The sequence below is a fragment of the Tenacibaculum sp. MAR_2010_89 genome, from assembly GCF_900105985.1.
Taxonomy (GTDB): domain Bacteria; phylum Bacteroidota; class Bacteroidia; order Flavobacteriales; family Flavobacteriaceae; genus Polaribacter; species Polaribacter halocynthiae.
Genome location: NZ_FNUB01000005.1, coordinates 1,677,586 through 1,692,085 on the forward strand (window position 1 = coordinate 1,677,586; position 14,500 = coordinate 1,692,085).

Consider the following 14,500-nt stretch of genomic DNA (forward strand, 5'->3'; position numbering starts at 1 on the left):
GTATGGTTAGTGGTGTATTAAAGCTCTATAACTTTCAAGCAAGTAATAAACTTTAAAAAAAGAACTAACTTTAAAATTAGCTCTTTGTAGCCATTAACTATACAAATTGTTATAAGCTGTTGTTCTAGTTTTTCTTTTTTAGTTGTTCTTCAATTTTTGTCAATCTTTCCGCCAATAATTTTAAAGTTTCATTTTCTTTTTCAAGTTTTTCGTTTTTTGACTCAATACTATTCAATCTTTTCTCTTGCTCAATTGTATACAAAGTTAATTCCTCAATTTTTTGAAGTAACTGAATTTGAAAATCTCCAATATTAACTCCATTTTTCTCCATTTCTTTAGCTGAGGCAATTTCAGGTAAATGTTTTTTTTCTTTAATATGTTTCTCAATTGATTTCAAGGTTGGTAAATCATAATCTTCTTCAAAAACGAAATCAGCAGTCGGGGTATTAGTAACTTTTATTTCTTTGGATTCGATTTTACCCAAAACAGCCATGTTATTCGTAAATCTTGTTTTACCATCTTTAAAAATTCTCATAGTTGCACCCAAGGTACTCCCATTCGGATAAAAGTGAAGTCCTGAAGTTGTATTAGCTGCTATGGTTGGAATACCTGTGCCATACTTATTTCCCCAAGATAGATTATGACCATCTTTTATGATTATGCTTCCATTTACGTCTAATCTTTCTTTAGGGCTTGTTGTTCCAATTCCAATATTACCAATATATGAGATTCTCATACTTTCAAAAAACGCACCAGGACCATCTGTTCCTTTTGTGAAAAATGCCATGCCTACGTGATCAGCATCGCTATGTTCCCTTGTTGCAACAATTGACGCTCTTCTTCTACCTCCAGACTCCCATGTTATACCTCCAAAAAACTCATCATTATTTTTATAAGATGAACTTAATAATAGATGGTCTTGTGATTGAAATTCCATATTATTATTAAAAGCGTTTGAATTGTAGAGTTCTAACTTTTGTCTTGGATTACTTGTTCCTATACCTACATTTCCATTATCAGCTATTCGCATCTTTTCAGATAAAGTATTAAACCCGTTAGAGGTTTCAAATACAATATTGGTATAATCAAATGCCGCAACTACTGATTTTCTTGTTTTAACGCCAATAGATGCCATTGGTGAAGTTGTAGTATAGTAATTTATAAAATTAAGCTGACTTACATAACTATCATTATTTTTTTCAGAACCAGTAGCGGAAATATTTCCTCGAACATCTAAAGAACTATAAGGGCTTTTAACCCCTATACCTACTTTATTCTCTTTTGAATAAATTATATTTTGGTTGTCATAATTATGCTGAGCACTTATCCCTAAACTCATCCCTATCATAGCAATGACAGCAATTTTAATTGTTTTCATAATAATTTAAATTTATAATTGTTTTAATTTGTTTTCTTTTATGGCTTATAACGTGTTTGTGTATGATTTCGTTGCGTGTTTCAGCAACTAAATTAGCAAATACAAACCGAATAGAAAATCCGCGAGAATTTTCGTAAGTAGGCGAGTACTAGTAATGAATTATACATTTTGTTGTGGTTAGTTTTTATTTAGTTCTTTCAGTTTTATTAATGAAAACCCAACCATTGCTATTAAAACTAATGTTTGAGAAATTGCAAATCCAAGATTAAACCAGCCATAAAATCTCAAATATTCTCCCATTTCCAAAAGCGTGTTTTCAGAAGCAGATTCGGAATACATTCCAGATAATTTGTTTGTCAAAGGTGTTAGTATAAAAACAACTAAAACCAAAATTATTAACAGTTTCTTTGGAAATTCAGTTAGATAAATTCCAGATGTTTTTGCTATTGATTTTGTTTTGATTCTATTTAAAAGAAATAATGCAGTTAGCGAATAAAAAATCAAAGTTATTATTGGAAAAACGTAAGTCATTATATTATATGAAATTCCAAATTCTGCGAATACAAAATAAAGTAAGTGGATAATGAAGTATAATATTGATTCGACAGCAATGACAAAGACAAAACCAAAAATTATCCACAATATTAACAATATATTTTCTTTATTCATTTAGTATTTTATTTAGTTGTCGAAATTTAGATTATTATCCACTTTTACCATAAATGAGGTTTTGCAAAATATAGCCAACCACACCATAGAGTCCAAAGACAACTAAATAAAAGTCCGATTGTAAAAAATATAATTCGAAACCTTTTTAGTCCAATTTTGTTTTTCAGATAGTACCAATCAAACAATTCTAATAGAGTCCCTAATGAGTAAAAAATATTTGCTCCAATTCCCCATATTATAATTCCGATTGTGTCGTCTATAGTCCAAGAGTATTCTCCTCCTGAAAGGCCATCATAAATTGTAAAAAATCCGAAAAGTCCAACAGCGACATTGTAAATCCATCTTTTAGATTCCCACCATTTAATGTTCGATTTTAGTTCTTCTATTGTCATTTTCTCAAATTAACCACAACGTTTTGGCTATGCGCTGTGTCCCGAAGGACATTGCGTATAGGTGTTGTTGTGTATCGTATTTCTATTTTCGGTTAGTGACATTGCAAAGTGAATTCAATTCTCCCTGATTTTTCATCATAAAACACATAAATCAAACCGACATCTCCCCACATAAGTCCTGCATTGTCTTCTGAGTCAATTTGAAATAAAAGTCTCATTGGGTTTCCTTCATTGTCTTTCGGTGTTGATTCTCCTTGACCCCATTTTGGATAACCTCCTAATTGACTTTGATAATCCTGCTCTTCTATTAATTTGGTCACGATTTGGTCATAACTATCCCAAGGTTCATCTTCGTTTAAAACACACGATAATTTGGACGCATTATTTCCAAACAAATCAACTCCTTCCCAGTCCGGTAATGTTTTAGTCTGTTTAAATTCTATTTTGCAAAATTTTGATTTTTCTACTGGTTTAGCAATAAATTCAGTTTTTCCTTTCTCAACTTGTTTATAGGTTTTTACTAACCAACCATTATCGTTAGTCTCCCATGGAAACTCTTCCCAGTCGTAGAAAAATTGAACTAGTTCTATGCTTTTAGGCAACTCCAGTCCAGGTGTATTGAAAACTTGAAAAATGAACTCCAAATGTTTTCCGTTTTTACCTTTAGGCCATTCTTCGCCTTTTTCAAAATAAGGATTCCCTCCAAAGTGAGATTCTAATTGAGAATTTTCTGGTGGTCTTGAGGCAGGTTGAATTTCGAGTTTGGTTGTTTGTCTTATTAATGGTTTAACCAAATTTTCTAAATCTGAAAAGGATTCTAAATTCAATTCATTTAGTTCTTTTCGATATTTATCAAAATGCGATTCAGTTGTAGGTTTGTCAATTTTACCACTAAATATTTTTTTCCAAAAGCTCATTCTTTATGTTCAGTTTTTATATGGTACACAACGTTTAAGGATATGAAAAGTTGCGAATTTTAGTTCGGAAGTTTTCATAGCTTTTTTGAATATCAAATTTAGGAAAATATTTGAAACCAGTAAGAATGTAGCTATTTTTTATATGCATTGTTACCCTTTTTAGTGCTACACAAACCAAATGTAAAACTAGAGCCATACTAAATACTCTTAAAACCAACCGAGGCAAAACGCTAGCCTTAACTATTTAAACAGAAAACAACTTTAATTTTAAACAATCAAACCTGGAAGATATACTCAACTATAAAGCGTTTAGGTTGGTACATCGTTTTATTCACCACCACCTTTTTTGGAATAAGAACGAGGTAGAACGCTAGCCTATAATTTTTCAATTACAAACTACATATTCAATATTTTCAACATATTTTAAATGGACAAAGAACACTTTGGCGTTTAGTTCCCAAAAAAGGATATTAATCTAATAATTTGCTAAATAAGCGATACTTTTAAAATACTTTCTTGAGCTTTTAAGTAATCTCAAATTTCATTCAGCACTATTAATGGTAACTCGTTATATAGAGAACAAAGTTCTCATTTATTCGATTATTTTTCCGGATAAAAGGAACTTTTCTTCCTTTTTATCCCTATTTGCTAAAGATAATAAAATTGTATCTAAAGGACTTTTTATGTCTAATAAATCTTTTTTAGCCACATGCGTGTATATCATAGTCGTTTCTGGTTTTGAATGCCCTAGTAATTCTTGTATATAGCGTAAACCTATTCCATTTTCAAGTAGATGTGTAGCATAACTATGTCTTAGTGTATGAGGTGTAATTACACGTTTTATATTCGCTAGTTTAGTTGAACGATGTAAAAACTTACGAATGCTACTTGTTGAATATTGTTTGTTAGGTAAGCCTTCTACAAAATACCTTTCAGGAGTATAAGTTTTTATATAGTTTTCTAATAGAGGTAAAAAACTTTTTGCTAAAACTACATATCTATCTTTTCTTCCTTTTCCATTTTTAATAAATAATTGACATCTATTAATATGAATATCTTTTAATTCTAAAGAAATTAATTCACTTATCCTTAAACCAGCAGAATAAATTAATGCTAAAACGGCTCTATGCTTTAGGTTTTTGGTAACCTGTAATAAGGTGATTATTTCTTCTTGAGATAAAATAGAAGGTAAAATTTTACTTTTACTGGGACGTTGTAGTTTTAAATTATCAATTTTACATGAGGGATAAAAAATAACAAATAATTTTATAGCACTTACAAATTGCCTTTGAGAGCTAATACTGTAATTTAAGGGAACAAAAATATTTTCAATAAATAGTTCAACATCTCTATTTATAAGTTTTTTTATAGGTTTTGGTTCTATGTAATTAATAAAATCTGCAACGAAAGTGAAATATGTTTTTATTGTACTTTCACTATATCGTTTACCCTTTAAATATTGAACAAATTGCCTAATAAGTATTTTGTTTTCATAAGAAATATTTCTTTTTTCCTTTTTAGGTTTAATGGTCGGATTAATGGATAATGATGTGTCCAAAACAAAAGAAGCTTCATGTTTTAAAGCATGTTGAATTTCAGCTAGTTTCTTTTCTGAAAAAGAACAGAGCCAGGAATGAAGAGTTTTACTCCAGTAGTAACCATTAAGCTTTTTTAATTTTGAAATGATTAAATCTGAATAAGGAAATACAATAACTAAAACATCTTGTTTTTTATGTAAAACTCTTTTTATGGTAATAGAAATAGGGTAATCAGGTGTTTTTTTCATAGCATTACCAAAAATACGAATATTATATTAATACCATTTACCACTTTCTTTACAGTAAATTTAAATGCTATTATGTTATAATAGTAAAAAAATATTTTTTACTGTTAAAAATAAAACCCTCACAAAATTTGTGAGGGTTTTAGATATCTATAAAAAGGTAATACTTATTACATATTACGTCTATATTGCCCTCCAACTTTAAATAAAGCTTGAGTAATTTGTCCTAATGAACAATACTTAGTAGCTTCCATTAATTTGTCAAATAAATTTTCGTTTTGAATAGCTGCTTCTTGTAAAATAGCTAACTGTTCTTGAACTTTTCCGTCATTAGCTTTGTTAAGTAGCTCTTTTGTTTGAATTTGGAATTGCTTTTCTTCTTCCGTTGCACGAATAACTTCTGCTGGTTGTACGGTTGGAGATCCCTTAGAACTTAAAAATGTATTTACACCAATAATAGGGAACTCACCAGTATGTTTTAAAGTTTCATAATACAAGCTTTCTTCTTGTATTTTTGAACGTTGATACATAGTTTCCATTGCGCCTAAAACTCCACCACGTTCAGTGATTCTATCAAATTCTTCTAAAACTGCAGCTTCAACCAAGTCAGTCAATTCTTCAATAATGAATGATCCTTGTATAGGATTTTCATTTTTAGCTAACCCTAATTCTTTATTAATAATTAATTGAATTGCCATTGCTCTACGTACTGATTCTTCAGTAGGCGTTGTAATTGCTTCATCATATGCATTGGTATGTAATGAATTACAATTATCATATATAGCATATAAAGCTTGTAATGTAGTACGAATATCATTAAAATCAATTTCTTGAGCGTGTAAAGAACGACCAGAAGTTTGAATATGGTACTTTAACATTTGTGCTCTTGGGTTAGCATTGTATTTGTTTTTTAATGCTTTAGCCCATATTTTACGAGCCACACGACCTATTACAGAATATTCAGGATCAATTCCATTAGAGAAAAAGAATGATAAATTTGGTCCAAATTTATTAATATCCATTCCTCTAGATAAATAGTATTCAACATAGGTAAATCCATTGGCTAAGGTTAGCGCTAATTGAGTGATTGGATTAGCACCAGCTTCTGCAATATGGTACCCAGAAATAGAAACAGAATAAAAATTACGAACTTGTTTGTTTATAAAATATTCTTGAACATCTCCCATTAAACGTAAAGCAAATTCTGTAGAAAAAATGCATGTGTTTTGAGCCTGATCTTCTTTTAAAATATCTGCTTGTACTGTACCACGAACTTGTGCTAATGTAGTAGTTTTAATATCAGCATAAACATCGGCAGGTAAAACCATATCACCTGTTAAACCTAATAAAAGTAAACCTAAACCATCATTTCCTTCAGGTAGTTCACCTTGATATTTAGGTCTATCCAATCCTTTAGAATCATAAATTTCTTTAAATTTAGTTTCAACTTGTTTTTCTAGTTTGTTCTCTTTGATGTACTTCTCACAATTCTGATCGATAGCAGCATTCATAAAGAATCCTAATAACATTGGTGCTGGACCATTAATAGTCATAGAAACTGAGGTCATAGCATGACTTAAATCGAAACCTGAGTATAGTTTTTTTTGCATCATCTAAGCAGCAAATTGAAACTCCTGCATTACCAATTTTACCATAAATATCAGGTCTGTGACCAGGGTCATTACCATATAAAGTAACAGAATCAAAAGCAGTAGATAAACGTTTTGCAGGCATACCTAAACTTACATAATGAAAACGTCTATTTGTTCGTTCCGGGCCACCTTCACCAGCAAACATTCTTGTAGGATCTTCACCTGTACGTTTAAAAGGATATAAACCAGATGCATAAGGGAATTCTCCAGGAACATTTTCTTGTAAATTCCAACGTAATAAATCTCCCCAAGCTTGGTATTTTGGAAGTGCTACTTTTGGTATTTGAGAATGAGAAAGAGACTCAGTGTGTGTTGCTATTTTAATTTCTTTATCACGTACTTTAAACGTGTAAATAGGGTTTTTATACTTCTGTACTTTTTCTTGCCAGTTTAAAATGACTTCCCAATTATGAGGGTCAAGATTTAGTTTTACCTTATCAAATTGAGCTATTAAAAGCTTAATGAAATCTTGTTCATCGTTTTGAGTTTCTTGTAAAATTTCATCTTCATTTAATCCTGTTTTAATAATTTTAACATCCGAATTAACTATTGATTCTATAGTTTGATGAATACCATATAATTTTTGAGCAACAATTACTTGACTGTCAACTTTTTTATCATATGCTCTATTGTTTTCAGATATTTCAGATAAATAACGAACTCTACTTGGTGGAATTACAAATATCTTTTCAGACATTTCTTTGGTAATTTCCATATTAGACTTTAAATCTGCTCCAGTTTTTTCAACTAATTTATCCATAATACGTTTGTATAGCGTATTCATTCCAGGATCATTAAATTGAGAGGCAATAGTACCAAAAACAGGCATGTCATCCATATGAACATCCCATAAATTATTATTACGCATGTATTGTTTTTTTACATCACGTATAGCGTCTAAGGCACCACGTTTATCAAATTTATTGATTGCAACCAAATCAGCAAAATCAAGCATGTCAATTTTTTCTAATTGAGTAGCAGCCCCAAATTCAGGAGTCATTACATATAAAGAAGTATCTGAATGTTCAATAATTTCCGTATCAGATTGCCCAATTCCAGAAGTTTCTAAGATGATTAAATCAAATTCAGCAGCTTTTAAAACTTCAACTGCTTCATTTACATATTTTGATAAGGCTAAATTAGATTGACGAGTAGCTAATGATCGCATGTAAACACGGTCATTATTAATAGCATTCATACGAATACGGTCTCCTAATAAAGCTCCACCAGTTTTACGTTTAGAAGGATCTACAGAAATTAATCCTATTGTTTTTTCAGGAAAATCAATTAAAAAACGACGAACTAACTCATCTACTAATGAAGATTTTCCAGCACCACCAGTTCCAGTTATCCCTAAAACAGGTGTTTTAGAATTTTTGTTTTTTTCATGAATGGTATCTAAAGTTTCTTTAGCTACTTCAGGGAAATTCTCAGCAGAAGATATTACACGAGCTATGCTACCAATTTCTTTAGAAGCTAATTTTTTAACCTCTCCATTTAAAACATCACCAATAGCAAAATCAGAAGTTTTTACTAAATCATTAATCATGCCTTGTAAACCTAATTCTCTTCCATCATCAGGAGAATAAATACGAGTTATTCCATAATCCATCAATTCTTTAATCTCTTCAGGAAGAATAACTCCACCACCTCCACCAAAAATTTTGATGTGAGTAGCTCCTTTTTCTTGAAGCAAATCATACATATACTTAAAATACTCATTGTGACCACCTTGGTATGATGTCATTGCTATAGCATTTGCATCTTCTTGAATAGCACAGTTCACTACTTCTTCAACGCTTCTATCATGCCCTAAGTGAATTACTTCAACACCAGTTGATTGTATAATTCTTCTCATGATATTAATAGCAGCATCGTGCCCATCAAAAAGAGAGGCAGCAGTTACAATTCGTACTTTATGTATAGGTTTATAAGGAGTTATTTGTTCCATTCGTAAATTAACTTGAATTATTGGCATGCAATTTACGGAAATATTAAAAAATATTCCGATTTATTAAGAATAATAAGAAGGTAATTATAGGGAGAAAGTAATGAAAACTGTTAAACTTACTATAAAGTCTTTTTAAGGAGGAAATTTTTTAACAAGTTAAACGCTTAAAACTGGGGTTTTGATTTGTAACAAAAATTAAATTAAAACATCTAATATTTATATTTTGTTAAATTAATATGGGAATTTTAGAACAGCTAACAATATTTGTAAGTTTATTAGCCGCATTTGCAGGAGTTATGATTGGTTTTTTGTTTTTAACATTAAAAATAAAAAATCAAGCCAGGAATATTTTTTTAATTCTTTTTTTGTGGAGTTTAAGCATTGATATATTTAATGACTTTTTAAAAGATAAAGAGCTGTTCAATTTATTTAGTCATTTATCTATAAAACTAAATACATATCTATTCATAATTCCATCGTTATTTCTTTATTTGGTTACAATAAGTAAAGATAAAAAGGCTTTATGGTGGTTGCTTTTGTATGTTCCTGGAATATTTTTAAATCTTTTCTCATATAAAGATTCTGAATTAGAAGAGGTTTTATATGAGTTAGTATACTTACTAATAAACATACCTTTACTAATTATTAGTTTTTATAAATTAAGAAAGTTTAAAGAACGGTTAGAGAGTTACTATTCTTATGTAGAAAATAAAACACTTTCATGGATTAAAGTGATAATGATTACAATTGTATGCCTGCATGTATTTATGTTTGTTTGTGGCATGTTATTTATTAATGAAGAGAATCAGTTTTTAGAAAATAGTATAGATTTTATAGTAACTGGAGTTACTTTTTTTATTGTATACTGGGTTGGTTATAATGGTTTTCAACAAATAGCACATGTAGAAGAAGTTTCAGAAATCGAAATTCCAACAGAAATTATTAAAGGAAATATTAAAATTGATGAAAGTTTAGAAGATTTAAAGTATGTAGAACTTTGTAATGAAATACAAAAAGAAAAGTATTTTACGAATCCTAATTTGACCATAAAATTATTATCTGAGTTGTTAGCTTTAAAGGAAAGAGAGTTGTCTAGTTTAATAAATTTATGTGCAAAAAAGAATTTTCATCATTTTATAAACCAGTTTCGTATTACAGAATTTAAAAAATTGATTAATTCTGAAAAAGCAAAGCAATATTCTATACTAGGATTAGCTAAAGAAGCAGGGTTTTCTTCTAAATCAACTTTTTATAAAGCGTTTAAAGATTCAGAATGTGTTACTCCAAGTGAATATAAAAACAAATTAAAATCGGTTGCGGATTTAAATTAAACCTACTTTTATTAAAGACAAAGAAATTTAAATGTCGAATAAGTGATACTTATATCACTTGGATACTCCTTTTTACAGGCTTATCGAAAAAAATCCAGTTTCATCGTTTTAGGTGAAAATATACTTCTATTCCTAAATAGTTTTGTCATATAATTTAAAACTATATAACAAATGAAAATATGTTCAGATGTGTTATTTGATGTATTTACTTTTATAATTCATGTACTACAAAATAGTTATAAAGTAAAGGGGGTTGTTAAAGAGGAAATTTCAATAGAAAACTTATGGAGTGGTAATATAATATTGAATACTTCAAAAGAAATTGCAACATATAACTATGGGTTTTATATTATAAACTTAAAAAAAAGAAATCTATGAGTTATTGGTTACTTATATAGGTGTTAAAGTGTCCGGGTACGTGTTCTCGGACTGATTAAATCCATTTTTTTTATTGATTCAGTGTTTCTTTGCTGACTGTTGATCCTATGTTGTTACTTTAAAATATGCATTAGTAATAAGGAAAAATGAATATTAATTTAATATATAAAAAATGAAAAAAAAAGCAATAGTAATTATCTTGTTATGGTTAGGATGTGGTTCAGCATTTAGCCAAGAAATTTCAACTCAAATCATTGGGAAATGGAAGTTGAAAGAAGTTGGAATGATGGGGCAAAAAGGAAGCCCTTTAGAAGTTTTTGGAGTAGCAGAAGCGTATCAAGAATATACAAAACCAAATAAGTTTACGGGATTTTTAGGTGAAAAAGTTACGGGTAAATTTAAAATAGATAAAGCAGCTAATAAAATTGAAATCGATGTAAATAACGAAAGCACAATTTTTAAAATTAAAACCTTTACTACTAAAAATATGGTTTTGAATTTAAAAACTGAAGAAGGTGTTATTACTTTATATTATGAAAAAGTAACTAAATAATTTACTTCTATTTAGTTCAATCCTAAATTTAAATTACACTAGCTATCGCTATTTTATATAAAAATATAGCGTAGAGAATTATAACTATCAATCAACCAAACTAAATAAGTTATAATCGTATAAAAAACCTACTATGTCAATACTTAATGAAAACCCTTTGGTTTTACAGTTAATCGCCTATGCCTTAATTATTTTTTTCTTTTGGGGCTTAGAGCTGATTTTATTTTCTGAAAAAGTAAAAAAGAAAGCCTTGCATTCTTTGTTAAATGCAAAGTTTATAATTTTTGTGCTACCAGTTCAATTAGCACTTTCTACTATTGTTTTTATTGTTGCAAATTGGACACAAGATAAACAATGGGGGCTTGTTTATCAGTTACCATTAAATGAGTTCTCTATAGCTCATTTTTTGGTGGCTTTTATTTGTATAGATTTTTTTGACTATTGGTATCATGTAATGATGCATAGAGTTCCTTTTTTTTGGAGATTCCATCAAGTACATCATAGCGACATGGATGTAGATATTTCAACAACAGTAAGAGAACACCCAGGTGAAACAACAGTAAGAGTAAGTTTTTTAATAGGTATAGTTTTCATTTTAGGAGTACCAGTACAGTTCTTGTTAATTAAACAGTTTATTCAAAGTTTTATTAATTTAACATCACACTCAAAGGCTAAATTACCAGATCGTTATAATGCGATAATATCATTAATTTTTGTAACCCCAAATACTCATCATATACACCATCATTATGTATTACCACAAACTGATAGTAATTATGGAGACATTTTTTCAATCTGGGATCGTGTTTTTTCTACATTTAGTAAAATGAAACAATCAGAAATTGTTCATGGCATAGATACCAATATGAATGTGGAAGAAAATAAAGATTTCAAAAACTTAATAACTCGTCCATTTGATGGAAACAGGGTTCATTCAACAAATCCTATTTACAAAAAAAACAAATTAAAAACCGTAAAGTAGTTTTATAGTGAAGGGAATATTAACAATAGTATTTGTTCTATTATGTTCAACATTATGGAGCCAAACAAAAGTTAGTGGAGTAGTTTTAGATGAAAATAAAGAGCCTTTACCTTATGTGAATGTTTTTTTTAAAGGATCTACAACTGGTACAACCACGAATGAAGAGGGAGAGTTTTATATACAAAGTTCAAAGAATTTTTCAATAATTTCAATTGTTTTTTTAGGGTTTGAATCACAAGAAATATTATTAAAAAGTAAGATTAATAAAATCAAAGTAGTTTTAAAAGAAGATAGTACTACGTTAGATGAGGTTATTATTGTAAAACAACCTAAAAAAAGACTGAAAAAACAAAAGAACCCAGCTTTTCGTATTTTAAAAGAGATTTGGAGAAGAAAGAAAAAAAACGGACTTTCTTTAGTGAAAGCCTATCAGTATAACCAATACAGTTCAAGAGAATTAGGTTTTGGAAATATGGATAGTTTATTTATGCGTAAAGTTTTACGTAATAAATTTAATAAAATGAAAAACTATGTTCAAAAGAATTATGAAAATAACACCTATTATATTCCAGTAGAGTTAATTGAAAAAAGTGAAAAAGTTTATGGGAATAATTCACTGGGTAAAATACGGAGAGATATTGAAGGAGAACGTAAAATAGGAATCCATCAATTAGGAAAGTATGTAGATAGAGCAACTACTATTTTTAAAGAAATAGATGTGTATAATGACGATATTTATATTTTAGATAAAACATTTGTTAGTCCAATTTCTACATCAGGTTTTGGAAGTTATGATTATGTTTTGTCAGATAGCTCAATAGTAAGTAATAGAAAAAAATATACAATCCATTTTTTTCCTCGACAAAAAGGAGATTTAGTTTTTAAAGGTCACTTAAAAGTAGCCGATAAAAGTTTTGCTCTTACTTCAATTGAAATGGAAATATTAAAAAATGTTAACTTAAATTTCGTTAGAGATTTATCTATTAGAAAAACATTCCTTTTAAAAAATGACAGTATTTACTTACCAAAAACAAACACCTACAAAGGAGAATTTACTTTTTTAACAAAGAACAAAAAAGAAAAGGGAATATATTTAGTGAAGAACGAAAAGTTTTCAAAATATGTTTTTGATCACGAAAAATCAACTGATTTTTATGATGTTAAAATAGTTCAAAAAAGAGCGAATCAATATAAAAAAGAAGCTAGTTATTGGAAAAGAAAACAAGATGAAAAAATTAATAAAACATTTCAACTTGTAAATAAAATAAAGACAAGTGGTAAAATAAAAAAAATTACAGGAACCATTTATACAATATCAGATGGGTATTTTACACCAATTACAGGAATACAATTAGGTAACTTATTCACAACAACAGCAAAAAATGATATTGAAGGTGTACGTTTACGTTTAGGTTTTAGAACTTTTAAAACAAACAATGATTGTTTTAGAATTTTAGGGCATGGGGCTTATGGTTTTAAAGATAAAAAAATAAAGTTTGGTTTAGAAGCAAGGTATTTACTTTCGTCTCAGCCTAGAATTACTGTTGGAGCTGCTTACATAGATGATGTTGAGCAAATGGGTTTTACAAAGTTTAATGAAAGAAACTTAATACCTCAACCAGATAAAGGACCAAAAGCAATTTTTGTAAGAGGTGATAATTATTTTTTAGCAAAAGTTAAAAAGAAAATGTTTCGATTTGATGTAGAAATAGTAAACAACTTTAACATGGGAATTAAGTTTGCTCATGAAAAAATTATTTCAGCTGCCCCTGATCGTTTCTCAATGGCATTTTTTAATCAAAAAAATAACAAAACAATAAACGTAACTAATGATGTTTATTCTGATTTTTACATAAATTATCAACCAGGTAGAGTAACAGAAGGGTTTGGGGTAGATAGACAGCTAGGAACAAAGTTACACCCTAAGTTGTTAATAAATTATAAGAAAGCTTATAAAGGAATTTTTGGAGGGAATGTAGATTATGAAAAATTATCAATATTATATAACCATCCATTGCCTATAGGTAAGTTTGGAGTATTTGACCCAACATTAATTGTAGCTAAAACTTTTGGTAAAACACCACTTTCTGTATTAACAGCAGTACCATCAAATCAAACGTACTTTTTAACACCTAATACTTTTGCTTTACTAGATTATTATGATTTTGTTGCTGATAGTTCAGTTGAAGGTCATTTTGAACAACATTTTAATGGTTTATTGATGAATCGAATTCCACTAATTAAAAAATTAGGGTTGCGTAGTCTGCTTACTTTTAGAACTGTGTATGGCAGTATTTCAAAAAGAAATAAAAAAATAAATAGATCGTCAATTAAATATGTAGCACCAAACAGAAAACCATATTTTGAATACGGCTTTGGTATTGAGAATATTGGGTATGGTAATTTAAGGCCATTACGAGTAGATTTTATTTGGAGAGGAGATTTTAAAAATGTGAATGGTCCAGAGAGTCCAAAATTTGGAATAAGAGTAGGGTTTAAAACTTCATTTTAGAA

Annotated in this window: 12 protein-coding genes; 5 read left to right on the forward strand and 7 right to left on the reverse strand. The window is 29.1% G+C overall.

Going from position 1 to position 14,500, the window contains the following annotated elements; all coding sequences use genetic code 11:
- Nucleotides 1-124: 124 nt before the first annotated feature.
- The 7 genes from BLV71_RS18870 to BLV71_RS19045 all read right to left on the reverse strand — a co-directional run bounded on the left by BLV71_RS18870 (nucleotide 125) and on the right by BLV71_RS19045 (nucleotide 8,742).
- The gene (locus BLV71_RS18870) at nucleotides 125-1,378 is read right to left on the reverse strand and encodes a coiled-coil domain-containing protein 30 (protein ID WP_255405158.1); all 1,254 of its coding nucleotides are present in this window, start codon (nucleotides 1,376-1,378) and stop codon (nucleotides 125-127) included.
- A gap of 177 nt (nucleotides 1,379-1,555) precedes the next feature.
- Nucleotides 1,556-2,047: a hypothetical protein gene (locus BLV71_RS10950; protein ID WP_143032780.1), complete on the reverse strand. Its 492-nt coding sequence runs from the start codon at nucleotides 2,045-2,047 to the stop codon at nucleotides 1,556-1,558.
- 44 nt (nucleotides 2,048-2,091) lie between these two features.
- Entirely contained in the window at nucleotides 2,092-2,439 is a 348-nt protein-coding gene (locus tag BLV71_RS10955; RefSeq protein ID WP_093870588.1) for a hypothetical protein, read from the reverse strand.
- Between the two features lie 92 nt (nucleotides 2,440-2,531).
- Nucleotides 2,532-3,356: a DUF1963 domain-containing protein gene (locus BLV71_RS10960; protein WP_093870582.1), complete on the reverse strand. Its 825-nt coding sequence runs from the start codon at nucleotides 3,354-3,356 to the stop codon at nucleotides 2,532-2,534.
- A gap of 592 nt (nucleotides 3,357-3,948) precedes the next feature.
- The gene (locus BLV71_RS10965; protein WP_093870589.1) at nucleotides 3,949-5,142 is read right to left on the reverse strand and encodes a tyrosine-type recombinase/integrase; all 1,194 of its coding nucleotides are present in this window, start codon (nucleotides 5,140-5,142) and stop codon (nucleotides 3,949-3,951) included.
- A 167-nt stretch (nucleotides 5,143-5,309) separates the two neighbouring features.
- On the reverse strand, nucleotides 5,310-6,752 hold the full coding sequence (locus tag BLV71_RS19040; protein ID WP_369813915.1) for a methylmalonyl-CoA mutase family protein: 1,443 nt from the start codon (nucleotides 6,750-6,752) through the stop codon (nucleotides 5,310-5,312).
- Nucleotides 6,682-8,742, reverse strand: coding sequence for a methylmalonyl-CoA mutase family protein (locus BLV71_RS19045; RefSeq protein WP_369813936.1), 2,061 nt, complete (start codon nucleotides 8,740-8,742; stop codon nucleotides 6,682-6,684). Before BLV71_RS19045 ends, BLV71_RS19040 begins: the two co-directional genes overlap by 71 nt.
- A 236-nt stretch (nucleotides 8,743-8,978) precedes the next feature.
- Between BLV71_RS19045 and BLV71_RS10975 the strand changes: the two genes are divergently transcribed.
- The 5 genes from BLV71_RS10975 (at nucleotide 8,979) to BLV71_RS10995 (ending at nucleotide 14,498) form a co-directional block, all read left to right on the forward strand.
- Nucleotides 8,979-10,073: a helix-turn-helix domain-containing protein gene (locus BLV71_RS10975; protein WP_093870590.1), complete on the forward strand. Its 1,095-nt coding sequence runs from the start codon at nucleotides 8,979-8,981 to the stop codon at nucleotides 10,071-10,073.
- Between the two features lie 171 nt (nucleotides 10,074-10,244).
- Nucleotides 10,245-10,451, forward strand: coding sequence for a hypothetical protein (locus BLV71_RS10980; protein ID WP_093870591.1), 207 nt, complete (start codon nucleotides 10,245-10,247; stop codon nucleotides 10,449-10,451).
- Between the two features lie 172 nt (nucleotides 10,452-10,623).
- Nucleotides 10,624-11,004, forward strand: coding sequence for a hypothetical protein (locus BLV71_RS10985; RefSeq protein ID WP_093870592.1), 381 nt, complete (start codon nucleotides 10,624-10,626; stop codon nucleotides 11,002-11,004).
- Between the two features lie 133 nt (nucleotides 11,005-11,137).
- Nucleotides 11,138-11,986 (forward strand): sterol desaturase family protein, encoded by an 849-nt coding sequence (locus BLV71_RS10990; RefSeq protein WP_093870593.1) that lies wholly within the window; start codon nucleotides 11,138-11,140, stop codon nucleotides 11,984-11,986.
- Nucleotides 11,987-11,993: 7 nt separating this feature from the next.
- The gene (locus BLV71_RS10995; protein WP_176974389.1) at nucleotides 11,994-14,498 is read left to right on the forward strand and encodes a DUF5686 family protein; all 2,505 of its coding nucleotides are present in this window, start codon (nucleotides 11,994-11,996) and stop codon (nucleotides 14,496-14,498) included.
- The last annotated feature ends 2 nt before the right edge of the window (nucleotides 14,499-14,500 follow it).